The 26,595-nt window shown below is 66.6% G+C and carries 22 protein-coding genes; 5 read left to right on the top strand and 17 right to left on the bottom strand.

Annotated features, from left to right (window positions below):
- Positions 1–5: 5 nt before the first annotated feature.
- Together J5T34_RS09105 and J5T34_RS09100 are read left to right on the top strand one after the other, a co-directional pair.
- Positions 6–1,637 carry a PepSY-associated TM helix domain-containing protein gene (locus tag J5T34_RS09105; protein ID WP_208579472.1) on the top strand — a complete coding sequence of 544 codons (1,632 nt, stop codon included), beginning with the start codon at positions 6–8 and terminating at the stop codon, positions 1,635–1,637.
- 195 nt (positions 1,638–1,832) lie between these two features.
- Positions 1,833–4,010 carry a TonB-dependent siderophore receptor gene (locus J5T34_RS09100; protein ID WP_208579471.1) on the top strand — a complete coding sequence of 726 codons (2,178 nt, stop codon included), beginning with the start codon at positions 1,833–1,835 and terminating at the stop codon, positions 4,008–4,010.
- A 108-nt stretch (positions 4,011–4,118) separates the two neighbouring features.
- On the opposite strand, the gene J5T34_RS09095 is transcribed toward J5T34_RS09100, so the two are convergent.
- From J5T34_RS09095 to phaC, 12 genes are all read right to left on the bottom strand, one after another.
- The gene (locus J5T34_RS09095; protein WP_208579470.1) at positions 4,119–5,054 is read right to left on the bottom strand and encodes an Rpn family recombination-promoting nuclease/putative transposase; all 936 of its coding nucleotides are present in this window, start codon (positions 5,052–5,054) and stop codon (positions 4,119–4,121) included.
- A 163-nt stretch (positions 5,055–5,217) separates the two neighbouring features.
- Positions 5,218–6,474, bottom strand: coding sequence for a cystathionine beta-lyase (locus J5T34_RS09090; RefSeq protein ID WP_347880643.1), 1,257 nt, complete (start codon positions 6,472–6,474; stop codon positions 5,218–5,220).
- A 112-nt stretch (positions 6,475–6,586) separates the two neighbouring features.
- Positions 6,587–6,919, bottom strand: a complete 333-nt coding sequence (locus J5T34_RS09085; protein WP_208579469.1) for a hypothetical protein — start codon at positions 6,917–6,919, stop codon at positions 6,587–6,589.
- A 47-nt stretch (positions 6,920–6,966) separates the two neighbouring features.
- Positions 6,967–8,151: a beta-ketothiolase BktB gene (gene bktB / locus J5T34_RS09080; protein ID WP_208579468.1), complete on the bottom strand. Its 1,185-nt coding sequence runs from the start codon at positions 8,149–8,151 to the stop codon at positions 6,967–6,969.
- 122 nt (positions 8,152–8,273) lie between these two features.
- Positions 8,274–9,605, bottom strand: a complete 1,332-nt coding sequence (rimO, locus tag J5T34_RS09075; protein ID WP_432207643.1) for a 30S ribosomal protein S12 methylthiotransferase RimO — start codon at positions 9,603–9,605, stop codon at positions 8,274–8,276.
- A 554-nt stretch (positions 9,606–10,159) separates the two neighbouring features.
- Positions 10,160–10,696, bottom strand: coding sequence for a hypothetical protein (locus J5T34_RS09070; protein ID WP_208579466.1), 537 nt, complete (start codon positions 10,694–10,696; stop codon positions 10,160–10,162).
- Positions 10,693–11,109 carry a helix-turn-helix domain-containing protein gene (locus J5T34_RS09065; protein ID WP_208579465.1) on the bottom strand — a complete coding sequence of 139 codons (417 nt, stop codon included), beginning with the start codon at positions 11,107–11,109 and terminating at the stop codon, positions 10,693–10,695. Before J5T34_RS09065 ends, J5T34_RS09070 begins: the two co-directional genes overlap by 4 nt.
- Positions 11,099–11,476: a type II toxin-antitoxin system RelE/ParE family toxin gene (locus J5T34_RS09060; RefSeq protein ID WP_347880642.1), complete on the bottom strand. Its 378-nt coding sequence runs from the start codon at positions 11,474–11,476 to the stop codon at positions 11,099–11,101. Before J5T34_RS09060 ends, J5T34_RS09065 begins: the two co-directional genes overlap by 11 nt.
- Positions 11,477–11,959: 483 nt before the next feature.
- Positions 11,960–12,529 (bottom strand): polyhydroxyalkanoate synthesis repressor PhaR, encoded by a 570-nt coding sequence (gene phaR, locus J5T34_RS09055; RefSeq protein ID WP_023264416.1) that lies wholly within the window; start codon positions 12,527–12,529, stop codon positions 11,960–11,962.
- 427 nt (positions 12,530–12,956) lie between these two features.
- Positions 12,957–13,697 (bottom strand): 3-ketoacyl-ACP reductase, encoded by a 741-nt coding sequence (locus J5T34_RS09050; RefSeq protein ID WP_208579463.1) that lies wholly within the window; start codon positions 13,695–13,697, stop codon positions 12,957–12,959.
- Positions 13,698–13,795: 98 nt separating this feature from the next.
- Positions 13,796–14,974: an acetyl-CoA C-acetyltransferase gene (locus J5T34_RS09045; protein ID WP_208579462.1), complete on the bottom strand. Its 1,179-nt coding sequence runs from the start codon at positions 14,972–14,974 to the stop codon at positions 13,796–13,798.
- 149 nt (positions 14,975–15,123) lie between these two features.
- Positions 15,124–16,941 (bottom strand): class I poly(R)-hydroxyalkanoic acid synthase, encoded by a 1,818-nt coding sequence (gene phaC / locus J5T34_RS09040; RefSeq protein ID WP_208579461.1) that lies wholly within the window; start codon positions 16,939–16,941, stop codon positions 15,124–15,126.
- A gap of 313 nt (positions 16,942–17,254) precedes the next feature.
- Here phaC and J5T34_RS09035 point away from each other — a divergent pair, with 313 nt between their 5' ends.
- Positions 17,255–17,491, top strand: coding sequence for a hypothetical protein (locus tag J5T34_RS09035; protein ID WP_208579460.1), 237 nt, complete (start codon positions 17,255–17,257; stop codon positions 17,489–17,491).
- 73 nt (positions 17,492–17,564) lie between these two features.
- Here J5T34_RS09035 and pgeF read toward each other — a convergent pair whose 3' ends face one another.
- Positions 17,565–18,425, bottom strand: coding sequence for a peptidoglycan editing factor PgeF (gene pgeF / locus J5T34_RS09030; RefSeq protein ID WP_208579459.1), 861 nt, complete (start codon positions 18,423–18,425; stop codon positions 17,565–17,567).
- Entirely contained in the window at positions 18,422–19,663 is a 1,242-nt protein-coding gene (locus J5T34_RS09025; RefSeq protein ID WP_208579483.1) for an RluA family pseudouridine synthase, read from the bottom strand. Before J5T34_RS09025 ends, pgeF begins: the two co-directional genes overlap by 4 nt.
- A 16-nt stretch (positions 19,664–19,679) precedes the next feature.
- Here J5T34_RS09025 and J5T34_RS09020 point away from each other — a divergent pair, with 16 nt between their 5' ends.
- Entirely contained in the window at positions 19,680–20,513 is an 834-nt protein-coding gene (locus J5T34_RS09020; protein ID WP_208579458.1) for an outer membrane protein assembly factor BamD, read from the top strand.
- A 103-nt stretch (positions 20,514–20,616) separates the two neighbouring features.
- Here the strand turns inward: J5T34_RS09020 and J5T34_RS09015 are convergent, their stop codons facing one another.
- The 3 genes from J5T34_RS09015 to J5T34_RS09005 form a co-directional block, all read right to left on the bottom strand.
- The gene (locus J5T34_RS09015) at positions 20,617–22,797 is read right to left on the bottom strand and encodes an ATP-dependent DNA helicase (RefSeq protein ID WP_244258781.1); all 2,181 of its coding nucleotides are present in this window, start codon (positions 22,795–22,797) and stop codon (positions 20,617–20,619) included.
- 81 nt (positions 22,798–22,878) lie between these two features.
- Positions 22,879–23,082, bottom strand: coding sequence for a DUF465 domain-containing protein (locus J5T34_RS09010; protein ID WP_208579481.1), 204 nt, complete (start codon positions 23,080–23,082; stop codon positions 22,879–22,881).
- A 35-nt stretch (positions 23,083–23,117) separates the two neighbouring features.
- Positions 23,118–23,951: a hypothetical protein gene (locus J5T34_RS09005; protein WP_208579457.1), complete on the bottom strand. Its 834-nt coding sequence runs from the start codon at positions 23,949–23,951 to the stop codon at positions 23,118–23,120.
- A gap of 163 nt (positions 23,952–24,114) precedes the next feature.
- On the opposite strand from J5T34_RS09005, the gene J5T34_RS09000 reads away from it, so the two are divergent.
- Positions 24,115–26,469 carry a Tex family protein gene (locus tag J5T34_RS09000; RefSeq protein ID WP_208579456.1) on the top strand — a complete coding sequence of 785 codons (2,355 nt, stop codon included), beginning with the start codon at positions 24,115–24,117 and terminating at the stop codon, positions 26,467–26,469.
- The last annotated feature ends 126 nt before the right edge of the window (positions 26,470–26,595 follow it).

The raw sequence follows: 26,595 nt of genomic DNA, 5'->3' as shown, positions 1-26,595 counted from the left end.
ACCCCATGAAGGCTGCAACACTGCGCGTCTACCAGACGCTGCATACCTGGGTCGGCCTGATGGCCGGCTGGGCGCTGTTTATCGCGTTCTTCGCCGGCGCCATCACGGTGTTCCACCACGAACTCCACGAGTGGCAGTCGCCGGCACGTATCCGCGGCGAAACGCACACCGCCGCCAAGCCGTCGCCCGAGGACCTGGACCGCTTCGTCGCCACACTGGTCAAGGCCCATCCCGAAGCCGCGGCCAGCGTCTATATCGGCCTGCCGACCGATGGCGAGCCGCACACCACCGCCTACTGGATGGATGCCAAGGGCGAGTGGCAGACCACCAACGAGGAGAAGCTGGGCGCGGGCAGGACCTCGCCGCAGGACACCTCGCTCGACGGCGTGCGCGGTGAGCTGTCCAACTTCCTGAACGCGCTGCACTACACGCTGGGCCTGCCGATGCAGGCCGGCATGCATTTGATGGGCGTGGTGTCGGTGCTGTACGGGCTGGCGCTGGTCTCCGGCGTGCTGCTGCACCTGCCGCGGCTGAAGAAGGACCTGTTTGCCGTGCGCCCGGGCCGCAATCTGAAGCGCTTCTGGATGGACGCGCACAACGTGATCGGCCTGTTCAGCCTGCCCTTCCATCTGGTCATCGCGATTACCGGCGCGCTGTTCTGCGTGTCGATGACGCTGGCGATGGCCTTCAACGTGCTGACCTTCGACGGCAAGCTGATGGCCGCGCTGCCTACCGCGATGTCGTCGGTACCCGAGGTACAGGCCGCCGGCAAGCCCGCGCCGCTGATGCCGGCGCGCGAGCTGATCGACATCGCACAGCGCACCGCCGGCGAAGGGTTCAAGCCGAACTCGGTGCGCTACCAGCGTGTCGGCGACGCCAATGCGCTGATCGAGGTGCGCGGCGACAGCGAGCGCGCGCTGGGCAACTTCGGCTCGGTCGGCATCCACGCCGCGGCCGGTCAGCCCGACAGCGGCCGCGTGATCGCCAATCAGACCGCGAGCGGGCGCGACGCCAACCACGGGCTCTACAGCGCCCTGTTCGCGCTGCACTTCGGCACCTACGGCGACCTGGCGCTGCGGCTGGTCTATCTGATCGCCGGCCTGGCGGGGGCCTTCCTGTTCTACTCGGGCAACCTGCTGTGGATCGAGTCGCGCCGCAAGGCACGCCAGGCGGAGCAACCGCGCGTGCACCGGCTGCTCGCACAGGCCACCGTCGGCGTCTGCATCGGCTGCTGCGTCGGCGTGGCGGTCGCCTTCACCGGCGCGCTGCTGTGGCCGGAGCGTCCCTCATCGTTCGTCTACTTCCCGGTGTTCGTTGCCGCGCTGGCGTGGGCCCTGCTGCGCCCGCCGGTGCGGGCGGCGATCGAGCTGCTCTACGTCGCGGCGCTGGCCTATCTGGTAGTGCCGGTGGCCAACGCGATCCTGACCGGCGACCATCTGCTGCGCACCGTGCAGCAAGGCGAATGGGCCGTCGCCGGCTTCGACATCGGCGCGCTGGCCTTCGCGGCGGGCTTCGTCGCGCTTGCACGCGCGACCCAGCGCCGCGCACGCACCGGCCCGGCCGATTCGGTATGGGCACCGCGCCCGAGCCGGGGCGAGCCCGGCCCGTCGGCGCCGCCGCTGGTCGACGCGCCCTGACGCCAGGTCAGGCACCTCCCGCGCGGCCCCGGTCCGCCGAGGCCGCCTCGGGCTGATCGGCGCCCCTGGGCGGCGTCCCGGCCCCCCACAAGACCACACCCCACCTGATTGGCATTGCCCTCAGGCGCACGCGGATTTCCGCGGAGCGCCGCGGAGCCGTGCGCCTTTGCATCACGACACAACAGGAATCGAGCCATGTCCCACCCTCGTCGCCGCCACCCTGCGCTGACACCGCTGGCGCGCCAGCTGGCCCTGATCGTCGCCGTCGGCGGCATCGCCACGCCGGCGCTGGCGCAGACCCACACCGCCACCGCCACTGCAGAGGCGGATCTGCCGACCGTCCACGTCACCGCCGGCAGCGAGCCGGCCTATCGCGCGCGCGATGCCAGCACCGGCGCGCTGGGCGACAAGCCGCTGCAGGACACGCCGTTCTCGGTCTCGGTGGTGCCGCAGGAACTGATCGAAAACCGCCAGGCGATCACGCTCGGCGACGCGTTCCGCGGCGATCCGTCGGTCGCGCCGATCGGCGACGGCTATATCGGCGAGTCGGCGGGTTTGACCATCCGCGGCCTGCATCTCGATCTGCTCGAGGGCTACAAGATCGACGGCCTCGCCATCCCGAACTGGGGCAGCGACGTGCCGCTCGAACACTTCGAACGCGTCGAGCTGCTCAAGGGCCTGGGCGGCTTCATGTATGGCTTCGGCGCGCCGGGCGGCATCGCCAACTTTGTCACCAAGCGCCCCACGTCGAAATTCGCCGGCAGCGCGACGCTCGGCTATGTCTCCGACGGCGTGCTGCGCGAGTCGATCGATGTCGGCGGCCGCTTCGGCGCCAACGACATGTTCGGCGCGCGCGTCGGCTTCGTGCACGAGGAAGGCGACACCTTCGTCGACGGCGGCCATATCAAGCGCGACTCGGCCTCGGTCGCGCTCGACGCGAGGCTGACCAACAACCTGCGCTGGTCGCTCGACGGCCTCTACCAGCAGCGCAACGTCAAGGGCGCCTACTACGGCATCATCCCCGGCCAGGACTTCGGGGCGCCGGTGACCGAGTTCGTCAACACGCCACGCACGCTGGACGGCAGCCAGCGCGTGGCCAGCAAGGGCACCTATTACGAAACCGAGATCAAGAGCATCGGCACGGAGCTCAACTGGGGCTTCGCCGACAACTGGAACCTGCGCACCTCGTACCGCTTCACGCAGCAGAACCGCGGCAACGCCGACAGCGCGATCCTGCTGCTGGACAACGCCGGCAACTACGCAGAGAACCAGTACAGCTCGTATTCGCGCTACCACTATCAGCACGCGCAAACGATGGCGACCGGCAAGGTCCGCACCGGCAGCCTCGAGCACGACATCGCGGCCGGCCTGTCGTGGCAGAGCCTGGTGCAGAACTGGGGCGATTTCAGCGGCGGCGGCATCCTCGGCTATGGCAACCTGTACGACCCCGGCCAGTTCGTGCCGACCGGCCTGCCGCTGTCGCGCGTGCCCTCGTCCGACGTGCTGTACCGCGCCTCGAAGATCGAGCAGAAGTCGGTGTTCCTCAGCGACACCATCAAGTTCAACGAGCAATGGTCGGTACTGGCGGGCCTGCGCTATACCCGCTATGAGCAGACCGGTTACGACACCAACGGCGCCATCACCAGCACCTACAAGAAATCGCCGCTGACGCCGACGGTCGCGCTGATGTACAAGCCGGTGCAGCCGCTGACGCTGTACGGCAGCTACGTCGAATCGCTCGAAGCCGGCGGCACCGCGCCGCTGACGGCGCGCAACGCGGGCGAGGTGTTCGGGCCGCTGAAGAGCCGCCAGTACGAGATCGGTGCCAAGGCGGAACTGGAGGACTGGACGCTGAACGCGGCGCTGTTCCAGATCCAGCGCGGCCTGAACTACCTGCGCAACGACAACGTCTACACCCAGGACGGCGAGACCCGCTACCGCGGCATCGAGCTGTCGGCGCGCGGCAAGATCGCGCGGGACTGGACGCTGATGGGCGGCGTCACGCTGCTCGATTCGGAAAACGTCGAGGCCTCGCCCGACGTGCTCGGCAAGCGCGCCTACAGCGCGCCGACCTTCAAGGCGACGGCCTACGTCGAGTACGCCGTGCCCCCGGTGCCGGGCCTGGTGCTGACCGCCGGCGGGCAGTACGTGTCGAAAATGGCGCTGGAGGCGAACAACAGCAACTGGGTGCCGGCCTACCACACGTTCGATGCGGGCATCCGTTATTCGACCAAGCTCGGCAAGACGCCGGCGGTGTTCCGGCTGGTGGTCGACAATCTGACCAACGAGAAGTACTGGCTGCCCAGCTATGGCTTCATCCTGACCCAGGGCGCGCCGCGTACCGTGCGGGCCAGCGCGACGTTCAGCTTCTGACGGGGGCCGTCGCGGCAGCAAGACGCAAGCAGAAACGACAAAGGCGGACCGTGGGTCCGCCTTTTTTGTCGCCCTGGTCCTTGGCGATAATCCTTTGCGATGGTCGCGTCAGGCCCGGAAGACGTCCTCGATCGCTTCCGCCCGCAGAAGCTGAATGCCCCAGCGTTCGAGCTCCTCAGGGGTCGCGATCTCGATCCGCTGCACAACGGATGCATGCAGCGGGCCAAAGCGCTCGGCCAGCAGCTTTTGCAGCATGTGGGCCTCCCCTTGCTGCCGGGCCTCCTCGCGGAGCTTGCGGGTGTAACGTTGTAGATTGGCACCTACCACTTGCATGTCGACCTCCATCAATTGAAACACCTGAGCGGGCGTCAGGACGCTGCCCCATTGGCCGCACAGCAGTGCCGCCAAGGTCTTGGCGAACGCCAGCTTGAGCTTGGGCTCATCGCGCAAGCGTGTCTTGCATTCGATCATCAGCGACACAACCGTATCGTAATCGGCTGCCCGCTCGATGCGAAACAGCAGCGCCGCGAGATTGTCCTCGGGCAACTGCGCCTCGCTCAATCGGTTGATGTCGAGCAGCGTATGTTGCTGCTGCAATTGACACGTTGCCAGGCCGTTCGGCAGCGACACGACGACATCCCGGATGTTCGTACATGCGCTCCACGGCGTGTCGCCGTTATACAGCACGACCGACAGCGCCGCGGGCACCCTGCGATCCGGCAGCACGCGCCCGGCACGAACGAGCTCCTGGTGCAGCAAAGCCGTATAGGTGGCCATGCGCGGCGCCATGTAGCGATCGATGGTGCTCTGGAATTCGAGCAGCACGTACAGGTGGCCCCATGGGTCGCCGGCATCGACACGCCAAACCATGTCGCTGGCACGCTGCCGCATATTGTCGGCGACGTAGTTGCCGGAAACCCGTTCCAGCGTCGAGTAGTCGAGCGCGCGAAGCCAGTCGCTGCGAACGAATTCGCGCAAGAGGTCGCGCATCATTTCCGGCATGGAGAACAACAGCTTGTAGCCGGCGTCGTAGTCCCGGGCCATAGCTTCGTTTAGCGTTGTTGAGATGCCGCAAAGAATGCCCTTGCAAGGAACCTCGTGCTAACGAAAAGATGTGCCGCACTTTAGGTTGCAGACGGGATGGGTCGAGCCAGCATCGCCACGGCGTGATCCGGCTCCCGGGGCCCCGCAATGGGACAAGGCCCGCTCAACCGACCAGCTTCGCTTCCATCGCCGCCTTCAGATCCGCGATCAGATCGCGCGTATCCTCCAGCCCGATATACAGCCGCACCAGCTCGCCCGCATCCTGCCAGCCGGCGGGCGGCCAGCTGCCCGCCGGGCGCATGGTCGGCACGTGGTATGGCACGGCCAGGCTGTGCGCCCCGCCCCATGACCAGCCGATCGCGAACAGACGCAACGCTTCGACGAAGGCATCGACCTGAGCCCGGGGATAGCGCGCGCGCAGCACCACCGAGAACAGGCCGCTGGCGCCGGAGAAATCGCGGCGCCAGAAGGCGTGGCCGGGACAGTCCGGCAAGGCTGGATGCAAGACTTTGGCGACCTCGGGCCGCTGCGCCAGCCACTCGGCGACTTCGCGCGCGGCGCGGTCGTGGGCGGCGAGCCGCACCGGCATGCTGGGCAGCGAGCGCAGCACCAGATAGCAGTCGTCGGCCGACACGCCCCAACCCATCAGCATGCGCACGCGCTTGATGCGCTGGTAGAGCGTCTCGTCGCTGCACAGTACCGCGCCCATCAGCACGTCGCTGCCACCCGACTGGTACTTGGTCAGCGCCTGCACCGACAGGTCGATGCCCTTGTCGAAGGGCCGGAAATAGATACCGGCCGACCAGGTGTTGTCGATCGCAGTCAGCACGCCGCGGGCCTTGGCGGCGGCGACGATGGCTTCGCTGTCCGGCACTTCCATCGTCACGGAGCCCGGCGCCTCCATCCAGATCAGCCGCGTATTGGGCCGGATCAGTTCGGCGATACCGGCGCCGAGCATCGGATCGTAGGGCCGCACCGTGATGCCGAAATCGCGCGCCAGCCATTCGCCGTGCTCGCGATTGGGACCGTAGACGTTGTAGGGCACCAGCACATCGTCGCCCGCCTTCAGCAGCGCGAAATAGACCAGCGAAATGGCGCCCAGTCCCGAGGGCAGCAGCAAGGCGTGGCTGGCGCCCTCGAGCATCGCCAGATGCTGGCACAGCGCCTCGCTGGTCGGCGTCGCATGGATGCCGTAGCGCCAGTAGGTCGTCGCGCCGTCGCCATGCGCGCGCAGCTCGGCGAGATTGCGAAACACCACGGTGGAGCCGCGCTGGGTCGGCGGAGAGAAGGAGGCGAAACCGGGGGGAACCTGCAGAGGGGGCTGCACCGCCAGCGTCTGCACGTAGCAGTCGGGCGTTGCACCGGTATCGTGGTCGTTGGGGGACGCGGCGTGCGTATCGGTCTGGGGACGGTCGGACACGGCGGATTCCTTGTCTGGCGAGTGCGGATAGAGTCTCCGAGCTTACCAGCAATGACGGCGCCGCCGCCATGACGACGATCGCCGCGCCATGGTCTTACGTGACCATGCCCGCTTAACGCTTGCGGTCTTCGATGATCGACGAGCGCGGCGGCGGCGGCGCGTAGACCACGCCGCTGTTGGGTGTCATGTCGATCGACGGCACCGCGACCACGCCGTCGGGGCCGACATAGACGGGCATTTGCGCGCCGGAAGGATAAGGCTGGGGCGGCGGCGAGGCCGGTACCGCCGGCATGCCACGTGCCGCTTCGCGCGGGCGTTGCGTCGTCGGCGCCTTGCCGCTGCCCTTGCCGTTGTTGGCACCTGGCGGCGAGGCGGTCGACAACACCGTGTCGCCGGCGGCGGCGGCCGGCGCGGACCAGGCCAGCGCGGCTACGAGGGCCGCCACCGCACCGATCGATGAAACGAAGCCTGCTCCGCGCTGCCGCCGCATCGTCAGATCCGCTCGAAAATCGCGGCGATGCCCTGGCCGCCGCCGATGCACATCGTCACCAGCGCATAGCGGCCCTGCACCCGCTGCAGCTCGTACAGCGCCTTGACCGTGATCAGCGCGCCGGTGGCACCGATCGGGTGGCCCAGCGAGATGCCCGAACCGTTCGGATTGACCTTCTGCGGATCGAGCCCCAGCGCCTTGTTGACCGCGCACGCCTGCGCGGCGAAGGCCTCGTTGGCCTCGATCACGTCAAGATCGGCGACCGACAGGCCGGCGCGCTCCAGCGCCTTGCGCGTGGCCGGCACCGGGCCGATGCCCATGGTCTTCGGATCGACGCCGGCATGGCCGTACGAGACCAGCCGCGCCAGCGGCTTCAGGCCGCGCCGCTCGGCGACGCTGCGCTCCATCAGCACGACCGCGGCCGCGCCGTCGTTCAGGCCCGACGCATTGCCGGCCGTCACGGTGCCGTTCTCCTTGACGAAGACCGGCTTGAGCTTGGCCATGTCCTCGGCCTTGGCGTCGTGGCGCACGTGCTCGTCGGTGTCGAAGACGACGTCGCCCTTGCGCGACTTCAGCGTGACCGGAAGGATCTGCTCCTTGAAGCGCCCTTCGCGGATCGCGGCCGAGGCGCGGCGATGCGATTCCAGCGCGGCTTCGTCCTGCTGCGCGCGGGTGATGTCGTATTCGCGCGCAACGTTCTCGGCCGTCACGCCCATGTGGATCGAATGGAAGGGGTCGTGCAGCGCGCCCAGCATCATGTCGAGCAGCTTTGCGTCGCCCATGCGCGCGCCCCAGCGGGCCGCCGGGGCCAGATACGGCGCGCGGCTCATGCTTTCGGCGCCGCCGCCGATGGCGACATCGGCATCGCCCAGCATCACGGTCTGCGCCGCGCTGACGATGGCCTGCAGGCCCGAGCCGCACAGCCGGTTGACCGTCAGGGCCGGCGCGTCGATCGATACGCCGCCGTCGACCGCCGCCACGCGCGCCAGATACATGTCGCGCGGCTCGGTCTGAATCACATTGCCGAACACGACGTGGCCGACTTCGCCGCCCTGCACGCCAGCTCGGGTCATCGCCTCGCGCACCACCATCGCGCCGAGCTCGGTCGGCGACAGGTCTTTCAGGCTGCCGCCGAAGGTTCCGATCGGGGTCCGTACGCCGCTGACCACCACCACTTCACGGGTCATGTCTGTCTCCATTGGGTAATGTTGCACCGCAAAGTATAGCCCTGCGGTTCATTTTCCGAACGATCGTACTTTTACCTAATGTTGGCGCGGCGATCACGCCGTCGGCTGGCATGCCGCATGCGTTACGCGACCGCCTCGCCCCAGAGGTCGTGGCCGTCGGCGCCGGTGATTCGCACCGAAACGAACTCGCCGGTCTTGTAACGCTGATACGGCTTGGCGGGCGGATCGATATAGACCAGTCCGTCGATCTCGGGCGCATCGGCGGCCGAGCGGCCGATGCCGCCATCCTGGTTGACCTCGTCGACCAGTACGCGCAGCGTCTGGCCCACCTTGCGCTCCAGGCGGCGAGCGGACACTGCCTCGGCAACTTCCATGAAGCGCGCACGGCGCTCCTCTCGTACTTCGTCCGGCAGCGCGCCGGGCAAGTCGTTGGCCGTTGCGCCCTCGACCGGCGAATAGGCGAAGCAGCCGACGCGATCGAGCTCTGCCTCGGCGATGAAATCGAGCAGCGTCTGGAATTCGGCCTCGGTCTCGCCCGGGAAGCCAGCGATGAAGGTGCTGCGGATGGTCAGGTCCGGACAGATCTCGCGCCACGCGCGAATCCGCTCCATGGTCTTCTCGGCGTTCGCCGGACGTTTCATGCGCTTGAGCACGTCCGGGTGCGCATGCTGCAGCGGCACGTCCAGATACGGCAGCACGTGGCCGTCGTTCATCAGCGGGATGATCTCGTCGACATGCGGATACGGATAGACATAGTGCAGACGCACCCAGGCGCCGTACTCGCGGGCCAGCTCGCCCAGCGCACCGACCAGCTCGGTCATGCGGGTCTTCAGCGGACGGCCGTTCCAGAAGCCGGTGCGGTACTTGACGTCCACGCCGTAGGCGCTGGTGTCCTGCGAAATCACCAGCAGTTCCTTGACGCCGGACTTGAACAGGTTCTCGGCTTCGAGCATCACCTCGGCCACCGGACGCGACACCAGGTCGCCGCGCATCGACGGAATGATGCAGAACGAGCAGCGGTGATTGCAGCCCTCGGAAATCTTCAGATAGGCGTAGTGCTTGGGGGTCAGCTTGATGCCGGCGGGCGGCACCAGATCGATGAAGGGATCGTGCGGCTTCGGCAGGTGCGTGTGCACGGCCTGCATCACCTCGCCGAGCGCATGCGGGCCGGTAACGGCCAGCACCTTCGGATGCACGCTGGTGACGATGTCGTTGCCGCCGGCGTCCTTCTTGGCGCCGAGGCAGCCGGTGACGATCACCTTGCCGTTCTCGGTCAGCGCTTCGCCGATCGCGTCCAGGCTCTCCTGCACGGCCTCGTCGATAAAGCCGCAGGTATTGACCACTACCAGGTCGGCGCCGTCATAGGTGCCGCTGATGGCATACCCCTCGGCACGCAGCTGGGTAATGATCTGTTCGGAATCGACGAGGGCCTTGGGGCAGCCCAGGGAAACCATGCCGATCTTGGGGATCGAATTCTGTTCAGTGCTTGAATTCAAGGGATCTTTCACGGGACTCTGTTCTATTTGATGCGCATGAGGCACACAGTCCCCAGTGACACGAAGCCGGGCGATATTCTACCGCGCTTGGTGGGCCGGCGACCGCTACGAAACGGTTGGCCACGCATTTCTCCAGAGAACGTACGCGCAAACGTTGGTGCGCCTTGGGCGATCGAATCGTCTGTCGGGCGGCTTCCCGACAGGCACACCCTGACCGTGAACCCCGCGAGCAAGCGCGTGATCTCCGGCCATGCCGGAATAGTCATCCAAAGGCATGAAGCTGTGATCAAACGCCTAGCAAAGGGTTGAGCATGGAATTCATCTCCATCCGGGTCAAGCATGTCAGGAGATTCATGACAGCATCCTTCCAACAGGGCTCGTCTTCTCGGAGAGCACCGGGCCATCTTGAAGGCGCCCTGAGTCGTGTGTCGACTGTCCGACACTACCTTCCCGGGCGCCGAGCGCGGGATGCCTCGCGCATAGAAAAACCTCCAAAACAACCGGGGGTTTTTTTACTTCGTTGATGTGGGCTGGTGGCTCTTAGGCACCCGATACGATGGTATGGCCGGTATCGGAACCTGAAACCTCAATGCCATGTCCTGCGCGAACTGTCGATAGTAGGGCCACAGATGATAAGGCATGTTGTGGGCAGCGAACTCCTCGACACCCTCTTGCGGAAGCTCATCAGGATTTGCGTTTGCAACTGCATACTCAACGGCGAAGTCGACCTTCAAGTCAAGAACCACGTCATCGTCATTGAGGTCCTCGGTATCAGCTGGGATGGCCTGACCCTCGCGCTTCACGATCCGAGTGCGAGTGCATACGAGGAATTTCATGAAGTTTGCTGCCCTTTCGTCTTCGCCCTCCGTCTCCCGAGGAAACACGATCTCCGCTACGGAAATGTCTCCCGTCGTCCAGTTCACACGAGTGAAGCTACTCAGCGCTTGGCGACGATCAAACCACGAGGCTACAGTCGCCTCAACCTTCGTGGGGTAGGCAGTCTGAATATGCAGATGTGGGAGTACCTTCTCTAGAGCTTCTCTGTTCATGCTGCTGCTTTATAGGTAACGCTGTCGTTTGCACCCTTGACGAGCTTCAGTCGGCGGCTGTGAACCACAACGCCTTCCCGAGGCACGCAGGCGTCGCCAAGCTCGGTTACGCTAAACGAAGGTTTCCGCGACGCAGCCGAGTGGGGCTCCAACTTGATCTCAAGATGCATCTGAAGCGCATGGGCGACTTCCGATGCGGTCGCAATAGTTACATTGTGATTGCCGCCGAAGAGGCGACTAAGGAAAGAAGGCTTCTTATCCAGTCGCTCAGCGAGCGCCTTTTGCGTCAGCCCCGATTTCTTCATTTGCTCAACGAGCTGTCGCGACAGTTCAAGTAGCGCGCGCTCGGTCCAGTACTCATGAGATTGCCGTGCCCGCTGGAATGCTTCCTTGTAGCGGCTGCTAATCTTCATCTTCCTCTCCTTCGTCATACTCAAGGGTACCGTTCTTCTTGGCTGCCTCATACTCAGCGAACATCTGTTGGGCCGCTTTGATGAGGGTTTTAGGAGTCTTCCCAGACTTGCCACCAGCCTTGTAAAACAGCTTCGACAGCACAATCACCTTGCCCGCATCATAGAAATACAGCAATCGAAGCGTGCCGGTGACATCAAACTGCCAAATCTTCGGGTCGTCACTCACATGATGCGTGCGGTTTTCAGCATAGGCCTCCGGCCCGTGCTGCGCAGCATGTCCAAGGAAAGCGAAACAGCGTTCCGCATCCTTGTCGCCGACAAACCCCTCCAGCACGCCATCGCCCCGGGCGTTCAACACCTCATACACGGACCACGTGTCTTGGACAACGGCAGCTATACGCAAGATATTAACTTATAAGTGAATCTTCAAGGGGAAAGTACTACCGAATTCTGTGGAATTCTGTCGACGACCACCCTCAGAAGGATAGGAAGCAGCCTTAAGCGTCTCATTCTAAGGCCGAACGACCCCCTTGAGTCACTTGTAGCAGCTCACCGATCAGTACATTTGCGATCTTTCGGACAGCCGAGTGATACGAAGCCCACCTTCGGCGTGGTGGCAGCGGTGCCGGTAACGGCGCCGACGGGGGACGAGGACGGAGAGGACGACTGAGACGACATGGATTTCGCGGTGTGGGGGCGGCGCCGTCACGCGGCGCGCGCTGTCTGGGGCCGCGACCTGCCATCCCGAAGACGGCCGTGGCGGCGGAACGACCGCGATTCTACCCCGAGACCACCGCATCGGCAGGCGCGCGCTGCGCGCCGCCGCTACCGCTGCCGACCGGCGGCCGCTTCAGCCCTGGCCGGTCTTCTTGTTGTTGTCCGGCTGATTGAACGGGAAGTTGCCGAACATGTTCTTGGCCTGGTTCTGCATCTGCTCCTGCATCTGCACGAACAGGTTCTTGCTCTGCTCGATGTAGTTGCTCATCATGCCCTGCATCATCGGCGCCTGCATGTTCATGAATTGCGACCACATGTCGGGGCTGAACGCCTCGCCCGAATAGAGGCCCTTGGAGTTCTCGGCCAGCTTGTTCTGGATGTCGATGAAGGCCTGGATGTTCTTCTCCAGGTAGGTGCCCATCATGCCCTGCATCGCGTGGCCGTAGAAGCGGATGATCTGCGACAGCATGGCGCTGGAGAACATCGGCACGCCACCGGTTTCTTCCTCGAGGATGATCTGCAGCAGGATGCTGCGCGTCAGTTCGTCACCCGACTTGGCATCGACGACCTTGAACTCCTCGTTGTCCATCACGAGCTGTTTGACATCGGCCAGGGTGATATAGGTGCTGGTCTGCGTGTCGTAGAGCCGGCGATTGGGATATTTCTTGATCAGTCGCTCTGCGCCTTTCTTGGTGGTGGCCATCGGTGCTCTATCCTTTTGTAGTCCGCTGCCGGTGCGCTGACGCCGCAGCCCGTGCTCGTGCGGCACGGTCGATCGTTCGCTGTTGCACCGCATGCCGTGCAGTGCGCAATCCGGCAACGCTTGCGGCGCGGGGCCGATCCGCCGGCGATGGGCGCGATCCGCGTCGTATTTCTGGATGTTCCAAATTGGTGCCGGCGGCGTTAATGCCCTGATTCTATGCTTAACAAGGCACTGTGAAAAGGCGCGGGCGCTAAGGAAAACCCGCAAGCAAACGCGCGAAATCGCCGGATAAAGGAATGAAGAAGCGATGCGTCCGGATGCGGCGCACACGCATGCCAGCACGGTGCTGCGGCGCGTCCAACGCAGCGCAGCACCGCCCAGACGCGGCGCGCCCGGCGTCGGGCCGGACAGTGCCGGCCCGGCCCGGTCAGCCCATGTGCAGGCCGCCGTTCAGCGAGAAGTCGGCACCGGTCGCGAAGCCCGATTCGTCCGACGCCAGCCAGGCGCAGATCGACGCGATCTCCTCCGGTTGGCCCAGGCGCTTGACCGGGATCGTGCCGACGATCTTGTCGAGCACGTCCTGGCGGATCGCCTTGACCATATCGGTGGCGATATAGCCCGGGGAGACCGTGTTGACCGTCACGCCCTTGGTCGCGACTTCCTGCGCCAGCGCCATCGTGAAGCCATGCAGGCCGGCCTTCGCGGTCGAGTAGTTGGTCTGGCCGAACTGGCCCTTCTGACCGTTGACCGACGAGATATTGACGATCCGGCCCCAGCCGCGATCGGCCATGCCGTCGATGACCTGCTTGGTCACGTTGAACAGCGAGGTCAGGTTGGTATCGATCACCGCGTCCCAGTCGGCGCGCGTCATCTTGCGGAACACCACGTCGCGCGTGATGCCCGCATTGTTGATCAGCACATCGACCTCGCCGACCTCGGCCTTGACCTTGTCGAACGCCGCCTTGGTGGAATCCCAGTCGGCCACATTGCCCTCGGAGGCAATGAAGTCGAAGCCGAGCGCCTTCTGCTGTTCCAGCCAGCGCTCGCGGCGCGGCGAATTCGGGCCGCAGCCCGCCACCACCCGGAAGCCGTCCTTGAACAGCCGCTGGCAGATCGCGGTACCGATACCGCCCATGCCGCCCGTTACGTATGCAATGCGCTGAGTCATATCCACTCCTGATCAGATTCTTGTTATCGACGCCGGCGCGCCGGGCGGACGGCGCCATGCCGCCCGCATCCACACCCTGCCCGCCGGCCCGCCCCTCCTCACCGTTCGACGGCGAGCGCCACCCCCATGCCGCCGCCGATGCACAGCGACGCCAGGCCCTTCTTCGCATCGCGGCGCTTCATTTCGTGCAGCAGCGTCACCAGAATGCGGCAGCCGGAAGCGCCGATCGGATGGCCGATCGCGATCGCGCCGCCATTGACATTGACCTTGTCGGTGTCCCAGCCCATCTGCTTGTGCACCGCCAGCGCCTGCGCGGCGAAGGCCTCGTTGATCTCCATCAGGTCCAGGTCCTGCACGGTCCAGCCGGCGCGCGACAGGCAGCGCTGCGAAGCCGGCACCGGGCCCATGCCCATCACCTTCGGATCGACGCCGGCATTGGCAAACGCGCGGATCGTCGCGAGCGGCGTCAGGCCGAGCTCGCGCGCCTTGGCGGCCGACATCACCACCACCGCGGCGGCGCCGTCGTTGATGCCCGACGCGTTGGCCGCGGTCACGGTCCCGGACTTGTCGAAGGCCGGCTTCAGGCCCGCGATGCTCTCCAGCGTGGCGCCGTGGCGCACGAACTCGTCGGTGGCAAACGCCAGCGGTTCGCCCTTGCGCTGCGGAATCATCACGGGGACGATTTCCTCGTCGAAGCGGCCGGCTTTCTGCGCGGCCTCGGCCTTGTTCTGCGAACTGACCGCGAACTCGTCCTGCGCCTCGCGCGAGATGCCGTATTCCTTGGCGACGTTCTCGGCGGTGATGCCCATGTGGTACTGGTTGTAGACGTCCCACAGGCCGTCGACGATCATCGTGTCGATCAGCTTGGCGTCGCCCATGCGGAAGCCGTCGCGCGAACCGGGCAGCACGTGCGGCGCCGCGCTCATGTTCTCCTGACCGCCGGCCACGACGATCTCGGCATCGCCCGAGGCGATCGCGTTGGCGGCCAGCATCACCGCCTTCAGGCCCGAACCGCAGACCTTGTTGATCGTCATCGCCGGGACCATATGCGGCAGCCCGGCCTTGATCGCGGCCTGGCGCGCCGGGTTCTGTCCCGAGCCTGCGGTCAGCACCTGACCCATGATCACTTCGCTGACCTGCTCCGGCTTGACGCCGGCGCGCTCCAGCGCGGCCTGGATGACGATCGCGCCCAATTCGGGTGCCGGCACCTTTGCCAGCGACCCGCCGAATTTGCCTACCGCGGTACGGGCGGCCGATACGATCACAACGTCAGTCATGTTCTGTCCTCTCAATGGAATACGGATACTGCGGATTCAGGATGGTTCGATGTCGATGCGAAGCGCAGACGGGACGCAGTCGATCGGCGCGATCGCCCTGAGCGGTTGCCGGTCCGACGTTGTCTGCCGTGTCGCGTTGCCCCGGTTCTCTAAGCCTTTGCCTTGACGTAGCGGCCCGGCGCCGGCTCGATGGCCGGATAGTCGCGGCTGCCGTACTGCGTCGGCGCCGCCTTTTTCGCGCCGGCATGTTTGCCGAGCCAGGCGAACCAGTCCGGCCACCAGCTGCCCGGCACCTCGGTGGCGCCGGCCAACCAGTCGTTCGGGTTGTCGGGCAATTCGTCGTTCAGCCAGTGGCTGCGCTTCTTCTTCGCCGGCGGGTTGATCACGCCGGCGATATGGCCGGAGGCCCCCAGCACGAAGCGCAGGTCGTTGGACAGCAGCCGCGTCGATGCATACGCCGCGGTCCACGGCACGATATGGTCCTCGCGGGAGCCATACACATAGGTCGGCACGTCGATCTTGCCCAGGTCGACCGGCACGCCGCAGACGGTCAGCTTGCCCGGCACCTTCAGCTCGTCCTGCAGATAGGTATGGCGCAGATACCAGCAATACCAGGGGCCCGGCAGATTGGTCGCGTCGCCGTTCCAGAACAGCAGGTCGAACGGCACCGGCGTGTTGCCCTTCAGATAGTTGTCGACCACATAGTTCCAGACCAGATCGTTCGGCCGCAGGAACGAGAACGTGTTGGCCAGCTCGACGCCGCGCAGCAAGGCGCACGGCGCGCCGGCCGCGCCGCCCAGCGTCGCTTCGCGCAACTGCACGTGGGCTTCGTCGACGAAGACGTCCAGCACGCCGGTATTGGAGAAGTCCAGCAGCGTGGTCAGCAGCGTCAGGCTCTGCGCGGGACGTTCGCCGCGTCCGGCCAGCACCGCCAGCGCAGTCGACACGATCGTGCCGCCGACGCAGAAGCCGAGCACGTTGATGCGCTCCTGCCCGCTGATCGCGCGCGCGACCTCGATCGCGCGGATCGCGCCGTGTTCGATGTAGTCGTCCCAGGTACGCGCCGCCATGCTGGCATCGGGATTGCGCCACGACACCAGGAACACCGTGTGCCCCTGCTCGACGATATGGCGCACCAGCGAGCTTTCCGGCTGCAGGTCGAGGATGTAGTACTTGTTGATGCAGGGCGGCACCATCAGCAGCGGCCGCGCATGCACCTTGGCGGTCAGCGGCTTGTACTGCAGCAGCTGGAAGTATTCGTTTTCGTAGACCACCGCGCCCTCGGTGATCGCGACATTGCGCCCGACCTCGAAGGCGGACTCGTCGGTCTGCGAGATCTTGCCGCGCGTCAGGTCCTCGAGCATGTTGCGCAGACCCGCGCGCAGCGATTCGCCGTTCGACTCGATCAGGCGCCGCTGCGCCTCGGGATTGGTGGCAAGGAAATTGGCCGGCGACATCGCGTCGACCCATTGCGCCACGGCAAAGCGGATGCGCTGCCGCGTCTTGGCATCGGCCTCGACTGCATCGGCCATCTCGCTCATCGCACGCGCGGTCAGCAGGTAGAAGGCCGCGGCATAGCGATACGGCGCGTTACTGCGCCAGGCATCGCCGGCAAAGCGGCGGTCGCTCAGTTGCACCTGCTGCTGATCACCGGCGGCCATCGCGCGCCACAGGTCGGTGAAACCCTGCATGAAGCGCTGCTGGATGTCGGCCAGTTGGGCGGGAGCGATCTTGATGCCCGGAAAGGCCCCACCGGGAAATGCACCACCGGCGAATGCACCGCCAGGCAAGGCGCCCAGCGCCGCGAAGGCATCCGCGCCCGGCATGCCGAACGGCATGCCGCCATTGGCCTGGGCCTGCCTGGACCACTCCAGCCATGTTGCTGGATCGAATGGCCCCGGCGTCGATGAAAACGGTGTGGTCTTTTCTTCCTGTGCGGAAGCTGCCGCGCCTTTGCCGGTCGCCATGATGTCGTGTCTCTCTGCCGTCTGATGGGTGAGCCGGCCCGGAACGCCGCTCAGCGATTCGCTCCGGGAGAACCGGCATGCGTCGCGCTCCTCCGGCCACGGAGCGCGTGCGGTATGCTTGCCGAATGACGGCCAGCGCGCTTTCCACGACACGCCGTGGTGCGGGGCGCTGCGGCCGCGCAGTTACTCGCCGTCCGGGGCATTGTTGCCTTGCAACGACGACGCTGTCAATGCGGGAAACGTCTTGACTCAAAGGCGCTCCGCGCGCCGCGATCGAGCCCCGGACAGTGTCCACCAGGAGGATGAAATTCCGATGTATATCGTCGCGATCGGCTGGCTCTACGTCGCGCTGATGATGGCCATCACCGAACACACGGTGGTGGCCGCGGTCGCCACCTTCCTGCTGTATGGCGTCGGGCCCGTCGCGCTGCTGCTCTATATTCTTGGCACGCCGGGACGCCGCAAGCGGCGGCGCGCGGCAGAACAGGCGGCCGAGGCGGCGGCCAAGACCGCGGCCGCGACACCGCCGGAGGCTGGCAGCAATCCGTGAGGCAAATGTCCGGTCGTTCGGACAATAGGGCAGCTGAGCTTGCGTCGGGCTGCCCTGCCCTCGATTCGGCGGCTTATCGTGCCACCGACATCGGCGCCAACCACACCAGACTCGCCATCCGCCCGGTCACGCCATCGCGCCGATACGAATAGAAGCGCTGCGGATCGCTGACCGTACAGGCATCGCCGCCGTAGACATCGACACAACCGGCACGTGCGAGCCGGATGCGAGCGAGCGCATACAGGTCCGCCAGGTATTTGCCGGCCGCGGCGGACCGGAACGCCTGCTCCACCGCTTCGCGCTCGTGCGGCAAAGCCCGCTCGATAAACGCGGAACGGACTTCGGCACCGACTTCGAATGCATCGGGCCCGATCGCCGGGCCGAGCCATGCGAGCCACTGCGGCGAAGATCCGGCGTCCGCGCGTTGTTTGGCCATGCGGTCCAGCGTGGCCTCGATCACGCCCTCGCACAGGCCGCGCCAACCCGCATGCGCGGCACCGACCACCGTGCCGGCACGATCGCACAACAGGACCGGCAGGCAGTCGGCCGTCATTACCGCGCAGACCTGTCCCGGGGCCGTGCTGATGCTGGCATCGGCGCGCGGCGGTGCGTCGTTCGCCGAGCCATCGACTTCATCACCATCATCGGCACCCTCGCCACCCTCGGCCGTCACCACCGCACAGCCATGCACCTGGTCGAGCCATCTGGGCGCCGACGGCAGCCAGGCCCGCAGTCGCCGCCGGTTCTGCGCGACCGCATCGGCATCGTCGCCGACATGGGTGCCGAGATTGAGCCCGCCCGCGCTGCCGTCCGCCAGACCGTACGGCCCGCGGCTGACGCCGCCGCTGCGCGTCGTGGACAGCGCGCGGACCTGCGCCGGCGCCGGCCAATCGGGAATCAATGGCGAGAGCCGGCCGGCATCATCGTTGGTCATCGGCGCCCCGCATCGTCGCGATCGTCATCGTCATCGTCACCATCGTCGTCGCCCTCATAGAGGATGGCGCCGTCCCACGCTTCGCCCTCCTCGTCGTCCGCGCCGTAGTCGCGCTCCTCCAGCGTGGTGAACTCGAGCGCATCGATCAGCGCCTGCAGATCGTCCGGCGCGGGCGCACGCCACGACATCGCCTTGCCGCTGACCGGATGCACCAGCCCGAGGCGATAGGCATGCAGCGCCTGCCGTTCGAACGGCACCGGCAGCGGTGCCTTGATGGCCGGGCGCTGGCCGCGCTGCGTGGCGCGGTGATAGACCGGATCGCCCAGCAGCGGATGGCCGATCGATTCGAAATGCACGCGAATCTGATGGGTGCGGCCGGTCTCGAGCTGGCACATCACCATCGACACGCAGCCGCGTCCTAGCGGCGCCACGCCGAGCGTGCGGAAATGCGTGCGCGAGGGCTTGCCGCTGGCGGTATGCACGATCGCCATGCGGGTGCGCTCGCGCGGATCGCGGCCGATCGGCGCATCGATGGTGCCTTCGTCGGGCGCCTCGCCCCACACCAGCGCCAGATAGGTCCGCTTGACCGTGCGGGCCTGCAGTTGCCGCACCAGATCGGTCTGCGCGGTCAGCGAGCGCGCCACCACCATCAGCCCCGAAGTCTCCTTGTCGAGCCGATGGACGATGCCCGCGCGCGGCAGCGCGGCAGCGGCCGGATCGCGATGCAGCAGCCCGTTGAGCACGGTGCCGCTCCAGTTGCCGGCGGCGGGATGCACGACCAGCCCGGCCGGTTTGTCGATCACCAGCAGCGCTGCGTCTTCGTAGACGACCTCCAGCGGTACCGGTTCTGCCGTGAAGGCCAGCGTCTCGGGCGCGGCCTGCGGCCTGACCTCGATGCGTTGCCCCATCTGCACGCTGTCGCGCGGCCGGCGCACGGCGCCATCGACGGTCACGGCGCCGCTGTCGATCCACTGCTGGATGCGGCTGCGCGAGAATTCGCTGAGCTGGCGGGCCAATAATTTATCGAGCCGTTCTCCGTGTGCGGCGCTGTCGACTTCCAGCACCACTGGCACCATGTCGGCGCCGCTTTCCGCCTCGACAAGTGCGGCCGCGGGCAGCTCGTCGAAATCCTCCAGGTCGGTTTCGACCGCCGTATTGCGGTCCGCCTCGCTGTCGAGGGCCGCTTGCGGGCTGGCGACCGAGGGGCTTGGGCTATAATGCTTGACGCTTTTTTTCATCCGGAATAGGTTGCCCATGCAATCGATGAGCACGAGACGCGCCAGTTGGCGCGCAAGAGTTGGAGCGATGTTGCTCGCGGGCGGCTGCGTCATGCTGTCGGCATGCGGCCTGCTCTCGGAACAACCCGACGAAACCACGGGTTGGTCAGCCAACAAATTATATTCGGAAGCCAAGGACGCCCTCGACAGCGGCGACTATCCGCGCGCGGTCAAGCTGTACGAGAAGCTCGAGGGCCGCTATCCGTTCGGCCGCTTCGCGCAGCAGGCGCAGATCGATACGGCCTACGCCAACTACAAGGATGGCGAGACCGCGGCCGCGCTGGCGTCGGTCGACCGCTTCATCCAGCTGCACCCGAACCACCCCAGCGTCGATTACGCCTACTACCTGAAGGGGCTGATCAACTTCAACGACAACCTCGGCTGGCTCGGCCGCTTCTCGGGTCAGGACCTGAGCGAGCGCGATCCGAAGGCGGCGCGGGCGGCGTACGACGCGTTCCATACGCTCGTCACGCGCTTCCCCGAAAGCAAGTACACGCCGGATGCCGCCGCGCGGATGCAGTACATCGTCAATTCGCTGGCCCAGCACGAAGTCCACGCGGCGCGCTACTACTATCGCCGCGGCGCCTATCTGGCGGCGGTCAATCGCGCGCAACAGGCACTGAAGGACTACGATGGCGCGCCGGCCAACGAAGAAGCGCTGTACATCATGATCCGTTCGTACGAAGCGTTGGGCATGAAGGACCTGCGCGACGATACGATGCGCGTGATGCAGACCAACTTCCCCGACAGCGACTTCATCAAGTACGGCGAGCGCCGCGACAAGGACAAGCCGTGGTGGAAGCTGTTCTGATCGATCAGCGACTCGCATAAGCGACTGCCCAAAAAAAGCCCGGTTCGGCAATCCGAACCGGGCTTTTTCATTGGCGCCGCCATACCGTTGCGGTCCGCGCGCCCTATTCCTTCTTCAGTCCCTGCAGGAACGCAATCACCGTATCGCGCTCGCGCGTGCGCTTGAACGGCGGCAGGCTCTGCCAGATCTGCCGCCCATAGGGCTTCTCGACCAGCCGCGTGTCGCAGATCACCAGCACGCCGCGGTCGGTTTCCGAGCGAATCAGCCGGCCCGCGCCCTGCTTCAGCGTGATCACCGCGTGCGGCAGCTGGTGCACGGCGAACGGGCTCAGGCCCTTCTTCTGCAACGCCTCCATGCGCGCGGCCAGCACCGGATCGTCGGGCGGCGCGAACGGCAGCTTGTCGATCACCACCAGCGACAACGCTTCGCCGCGCACGTCGACACCCTCCCAGAAGCTCTGACTGCCGACCAGCACCGCATTGCCCAGCTCGCGGAAGCGGTCGAGCAGCTCGGTGCGGCTCGCCTGGCCCTGCACCAGGATCGGCAGCTGCAGTCCGCGCTCGGCGAACGCCTCGTACAGCAGGTCGGAGGCGCGCTGCACCGCGCGCAGCGTGGTGCAAAGCAGGAAAGTGCGCCCGCCGGCCGCTTCGATCAGCGGCAAGGCGGCCGCCACCACGGCGTCGGTGAACTGCGGCGACTGCGGCGCCGGCAGCTCGCGCGGCACGTACAGCAGGCCCTGCTCGCCGTAGTCGAAGGGACTGGGCAGCGACAGCGAGCGGTCCTTGTCGAGTCCCAGCTGGGCGGCATAGTGGGCGAAATTGCCTTTGACCGACAGCGTCGCCGACGTGAAGATCCACGCGCGCGGATGGCCGGCCCGCTGGCGCGAAAAGATCGGTGCGATCGACAGCGGCGTGCGGTGCAGCTGCACGGTGTGGGAGAACACCTCGACCCAGCGCACCGTTTCGGGCGGCCTGGCGTTCGGCGCCATCCCGGCGGAAGTCGACGCATCGCCGGCGGGCCCCTCCGAGGCAACGTCAGACTCCGGCAGCGTTGTCGTTCCCGTCAACGCCGGCTGCTCGGCCGCGGCACCGGACTCGCCCGCCTCGGCCACAAGCTGCGGCGCCGGGCTGTCGTCGCGCCAGGCGGCCAGCCGCTGCGCCAGCTCCAGCGCGCGCCGATGGCACTGCTCCAGCGATTCGGCGCGCTCGGCCTGGCTCTGCAGCAGGGCGACCACATCGTCCAACGCCTTCTCCAGCGCATCGAGCGTCTCGAAGAACGGCTCGCCGATGCGCGCGTCGGCCTCGATCTGCCCCAGCGCCAGCCGCACGTTGTCCTTGCCGAAAGCCAGCCGCAGATCGCGCGTGGCACGCTCGAACGGCGCGACGATGCCGACCCAGTCGGCCGCATCGCGCGCATGCGACAGGCCCTCGGCCACCGTATCGCGCGCCAGCTCCAGCAGCTGGCTCGTCGACAGGCTGTCGCCGAAGAACAGCGTCGCGGTCTCCGGCAGCTGGTGCGCCTCGTCGAAGATCACGGTATTCGCGGCCGGCAGCAGCTCGGCCATGCCGGTATCGCGCAGCACCACGTCGGCGAAGAACAGATGATGGTTGACCACCACCAGGTCGGCCTGCTGCGCTTCCTTGCGCGCCCGCATCACGAAGCATTCCTTGTGGTGCGGGCATTCGGTGCCCAGACAGTTGTCGCGGGTCGAGGTCACCAGCTGCCATACCGGCGCGTTCTCCGGCACGCTGGCCAGTTCGGCCTTGTCGCCCGACGACGTGGTCTTGGCGAAGTTGGCGATCTCGCGCAGCCACGCCGCGTCCTGCTTGGACGCCAGCCGCCCATTCATCTGCGCCCGCTCCATGTGGTAGTGGCAGACGTAGTTGGCGCGGCCCTTGAGCAGCGCAACCGAGACCGGCACATTGAGCGCGCGGCGCACGGTCGGAATGTCGCGCAGGAACAGCTGGTCCTGCAGGTTCTTGGTCCCGGTCGACAGGATCACCTTGCCGCCCCACAGCATCGCGGGCACCAGATAGGCAAAGGTCTTGCCGGTGCCCGTGCCGGCCTCGACGATCACCGTATCGTGCGCCTCGATCGCATCGGCCACCGCGGTTGCCATCTTCGCCTGCGCGTCGCGCGGCCGGTAGCCGTCGATGGCCTGCGCCAGCGTGCCGGTCGGCGCGAAGATGCGCGCCAGCGCCGCGGCGCGCGCGTCGGCCGCGTCCGGCTGAATGGCGGGACCGGCGGCATCGTCGCCGGGATGGGAAAGATCGGAATCGGACAAGGGGCTGGCAGGAATTCGGTGCGCCGCCGGCGATGGCCGGCGGCGCGGGCATGGCGGACCGCGGGATCGCGGAGCGGGAGATCAGGCGGGTACGTCGGGTTCGAGCTGCAGCTGCAGCAGCGTGATGGCGTCCTTCAACTTCAGCCGGCGCTTTTTCAGCCGGCGCAAATGCAGTTCATCGTGGCCGGCCTCGCCGGACAGCCGGTCGATCAGATAGTCCAGATCGCGGTGTTCGATCTGCAGCTCGATGATCTGGCGTTCGAGGGTGTTCAGATCGCGGTCCATCGTCCATTGGCCTCCCCCACCGGCGACGTCCATCATCAGAAGCCGAACGGCCGCGGCGACTCGCCGCTGCCCTGCTTTTCCTTGGCCTTGGCGCGGCGCTCCTCGACCTCGCGCTGCCGCTGGATCGCCTGCTGCTGCTTCGCTTCGTACGCCTTGGCGTTCTCGGCACGCTGGCGCGCCTGTTCGGCACCGCGCTCGCGCGCCTCGCGCATCCGCGCGTCGTAGTCGGCCTGCTTCTGCTGGTAGGCCGCGGCGTTGGCGGCGCGCTCGGGCGCCTCGGCCTGCCGCTGCGCGTCGCGCAGCTTCTGCTCCTGCTGCTTGCGCTCGAAATCGGCGCGATTGGCCTGCTCCTCGGCGGCGCGCTGCGGCTGGCTGGCCTCGTACTCGGCCTGACGCAGCGCCTGCTCGCGGTCGCGCCTGGCGGCCTTGAACGCGCGCTCGGCCTCGCCGATCTCGAGCTCCCGCTCGCGCAGCACCGCCAGCTCGGCGCGCTGGGTTTCCTTGGCGCGCTCGATGCAATTGGTGACGAAGAACTTGTCGTAGCAGGCGCGCTCGGCAGTGGCGAAGCGGTAGTTCGTCCAGGCGCGCGAGTCGGACACCGCCTTGCGCTCGGCGTCGAAGTCGCGAGGCGGCGCCAGATCCGCGGAGCCGGCGGCCGGTGCAGACGTCGGTGCAGACGTCGGTGCGGACGTCGGCGCAGCGGTCGGTGCAGCGGCCGGGCCCTGCGCCAGCGCCGCCGGCAGCGGCACGGCCAGGCACGCCAGTGCCAGCATCAGGCCCTTGGCCAGCCCGGTGGCAGCCGTCGTTGCCGCGCGCTCGGCGGCCGGAAAACATGCCGGCAATGCGGCCCGTTGTGGCTTGAGGTTCATGGGGCGGATTCTACCATCGGGGCATGCGGCCGCGCCCACGGGCGCCCGCCTGCCGGCCCGGTTCGGGGCGCGATTCAGAATCGATCCCCGTGCCTGCCGCATGCCGGATGAAGCGCCCTTCGCTTGTGGCAAAATGCCCCGCTTTCGACTGAGTGTTTTTCCGATGTCCAACCTGCCAGCTTCCGTCACGCAAAAGATCGTGTCGCTCATCGCGGCCGAGCTGTCCGTCCAACCCCGCCAGGTGGCGGCGGCCGTCGAACTGCTCGACGAAGGCGCCACCGTGCCGTTCATCGCGCGCTACCGCAAGGAGGTCACCGGCAACCTCGACGACACGCAGTTGCGCGCGCTCGAGGAACGGCTGCTGTACCTGCGCGACATGGAGGAACGCCGTGCCGCGATCCTGGCGTCGATCGAGGAACAGGGCAAGCTGACCCCCGAGCTGCGCACCGCGATCGAGGCCGCGGTCACCAAACAGGCGCTGGAAGACCTGTACCTGCCCTACAAGCCAAAGCGCCGCACCCGCGCCCAGATCGCGCGCGAATGCGGCCTGGAGCCGCTGGCGCACGCACTGCTGGCCGACCCCACGCTGGAGCCGCAGGCTGAGGCCACCAAGTACGTCAACGGCAAGCCCACCGCCGACGGCGGCGTGCCCGACGTCAAGGCCGCGCTGGACGGCGCACGCGACATCCTGTCGGAGCAGTTCGGCGAGACTGCGGAGCTGCTGGGCAAGCTGCGCGAGCATCTGTGGTCCAACGGCGTGGTCACCTCGTCGGTGGTCGAAGGCAAGGAAACCGCCGAGGAAGAGAAATTCCGCGATTACTACAACTACAGCGAGACCATCCGCACGATCCCGTCGCACCGCGCGCTGGCGCTGTTCCGCGGCCGCAATGCCGGCGTGCTGATGATCAAGCTGGGCCTGGGCGAGGAACAGGACGCGCTGGTGCCCCACCCTTGCGAGGCGATGATCGCGCGCCATGTCGGCATCCAGAATCTGAACCGCCCCGCGGACAAATGGCTGGGCGATGTCTGCCGCTGGTGCTGGCGCGTCAAGGTGCAGCCGCATCTGGAAACCGAACTGCTGACCCAGCTGCGCGAAAGCGCGGAAGGCGAGGCGATCAAGATCTTCGGCCGCAATCTGCATGAGCTGCTGCTGGCCGCCCCGGCCGGTCCGAAGGCGGTGATGGGCATCGACCCGGGCATCCGCACGGGCTGCAAGATCGCGGTGGTCGACGCCACCGGCAAGCTGCTGGAGACGGCGACGATCTATCCCCACGAGCCGCGCCGCGACTGGAACGGATCGCTCGCTACGCTGGCGCGCCTGGCCAAGCAGCACGGCGTGTCGCTGGTATCGATCGGCAACGGCACGGCCAGCCGCGAGACCGACAAGCTGGTGCAGGACCTGATGCGCCAGGCGCCCGAACTGAAGCTGACCAAGATCGTCGTCAGCGAGGCCGGCGCCTCGGTCTATTCGGCCTCGGAACTGGCGGCGAAGGAATTCCCCGATCTGGACGTGTCGCTGCGCGGCGCCGTGTCGATCGCGCGCCGGCTGCAGGACCCGCTGGCCGAACTGGTCAAGATCGATCCGAAGTCGATCGGCGTCGGCCAGTACCAGCACGACGTCAACCAGCGCGAACTGGCGCGCACGCTCGATGCGGTGGTCGAGGACTGCGTGAATGCCGTGGGCGTCGACGTCAACACCGCCTCGGTGCCGCTGCTGGCGCGCGTGTCGGGCCTGAACAGCGTGCTGGCGCGCAATATCGTCGAGTTCCGCGACGCCAACGGCGCCTTCCCCAATCGCGACGCGCTGAAGAAGGTGCCGCGGCTGGGCGACAAGACCTTCGAGCAGGCCGCGGGCTTCCTGCGCATCAACGACGGCGACAATCCGCTGGACCGCTCGTCGGTCCACCCGGAGGCCTACCCGGTGGTCAAGCGCATTCTCGACCATATCAAGAAGGATCTGCGCGAGGTGATGGGCAACCGCGACGCCCTGCGCGGGCTGTCGCCGACGCAGTTCACCGACGACACCTTCGGCGTGCCGACCGTGCGCGACATCCTCGGCGAACTGGAAAAGCCGGGCCGCGACCCGCGTCCGGAGTTCAAGACCGCCACCTTCCAGGACGGCGTCGAGGACATCAAGGACCTGCAGCCCGGCATGGTGCTCGAGGGCGTGGTGACCAACGTCGCCGCCTTCGGCGCCTTCGTCGATATCGGCGTGCACCAGGACGGCCTGGTCCATATCTCGGCGCTGTCGAACAAGTTCGTCAAGGACGCGCACGAGGTCGTCAAGGCCGGCCAGATCGTCAAGGTCAAAGTGATGGAGGTCGACGTCAAGCGCAACCGGATCGGCCTGTCGATGCGCCTGGACGACGAGCCCGGCCAGAGCGGCAATCGCGCCGCCGGCGGCGAGCGGCAGGAGCGCGGCGGCAACCGCCCGAGCCGCGGCTTCCAGGGCGGCGGCCGGCGCGAAGCCGAACCTGCCGGCGCAATGGCGGCGGCGTTTGCGAAGCTGAAGCGGTAAGCAGATACGGGCGCGACCCGGAGCGGCCGCAGGGCCGCCCCGGTGCCGCCCGCCACCGAACGGGATCTCAAAGCCCGCGTTGGTTTTTCGATATCCCCCCGGCTGGTACGGTCGAGACTTCCGGCA

The sequence above is a fragment of the Cupriavidus gilardii genome (genome assembly GCF_017598945.1).
Taxonomy (GTDB): domain Bacteria; phylum Pseudomonadota; class Gammaproteobacteria; order Burkholderiales; family Burkholderiaceae; genus Cupriavidus; species Cupriavidus gilardii_E.
Note: the sequence above shows the minus strand (reverse complement) of the source record. Positions and strands in the feature narration are given on the sequence as shown.

Bases quoted from the DNA above. Each gene is read 5' to 3' on its own strand.
- J5T34_RS09000 (WP_208579456.1), top strand. From the start codon at position 24,115: ATGTCCAACCTGCCAGCTTCCGTCACGCAAAAGATCGTGTCGCTCATC.
- J5T34_RS09035 (WP_208579460.1), top strand. From the start codon at position 17,255: ATGTATATCGTCGCGATCGGCTGGCTCTACGTCGCGCTGATGATGGCC.
- J5T34_RS09025 (WP_208579483.1), bottom strand. From the start codon at position 19,663: ATGAAAAAAAGCGTCAAGCATTATAGCCCAAGCCCCTCGGTCGCCAGC.
- J5T34_RS09050 (WP_208579463.1), bottom strand. From the start codon at position 13,697: ATGACTCAGCGCATTGCATACGTAACGGGCGGCATGGGCGGTATCGGT.
- J5T34_RS09010 (WP_208579481.1), bottom strand. From the start codon at position 23,082: ATGGACCGCGATCTGAACACCCTCGAACGCCAGATCATCGAGCTGCAG.
- phaC (WP_208579461.1), bottom strand. From the start codon at position 16,941: ATGGCGACCGGCAAAGGCGCGGCAGCTTCCGCACAGGAAGAAAAGACC.
- J5T34_RS09105 (WP_208579472.1), top strand. From the start codon at position 6: ATGAAGGCTGCAACACTGCGCGTCTACCAGACGCTGCATACCTGGGTC.
- phaR (WP_023264416.1), bottom strand. From the start codon at position 12,529: ATGGCCACCACCAAGAAAGGCGCAGAGCGACTGATCAAGAAATATCCC.
- bktB (WP_208579468.1), bottom strand. From the start codon at position 8,151: ATGACCCGTGAAGTGGTGGTGGTCAGCGGCGTACGGACCCCGATCGGA.
- J5T34_RS09045 (WP_208579462.1), bottom strand. From the start codon at position 14,974: ATGACTGACGTTGTGATCGTATCGGCCGCCCGTACCGCGGTAGGCAAA.
- J5T34_RS09070 (WP_208579466.1), bottom strand. From the start codon at position 10,696: ATGAACAGAGAAGCTCTAGAGAAGGTACTCCCACATCTGCATATTCAG.
- J5T34_RS09020 (WP_208579458.1), top strand. From the start codon at position 19,680: ATGCAATCGATGAGCACGAGACGCGCCAGTTGGCGCGCAAGAGTTGGA.
- J5T34_RS09095 (WP_208579470.1), bottom strand. From the start codon at position 5,054: ATGGCCCGGGACTACGACGCCGGCTACAAGCTGTTGTTCTCCATGCCG.
- J5T34_RS09065 (WP_208579465.1), bottom strand. From the start codon at position 11,109: ATGAAGATTAGCAGCCGCTACAAGGAAGCATTCCAGCGGGCACGGCAA.
- J5T34_RS09005 (WP_208579457.1), bottom strand. From the start codon at position 23,951: ATGAACCTCAAGCCACAACGGGCCGCATTGCCGGCATGTTTTCCGGCC.
- J5T34_RS09100 (WP_208579471.1), top strand. From the start codon at position 1,833: ATGTCCCACCCTCGTCGCCGCCACCCTGCGCTGACACCGCTGGCGCGC.
- pgeF (WP_208579459.1), bottom strand. From the start codon at position 18,425: ATGACCAACGATGATGCCGGCCGGCTCTCGCCATTGATTCCCGATTGG.
- rimO (WP_432207643.1), bottom strand. From the start codon at position 9,605: ATGGTTTCCCTGGGCTGCCCCAAGGCCCTCGTCGATTCCGAACAGATC.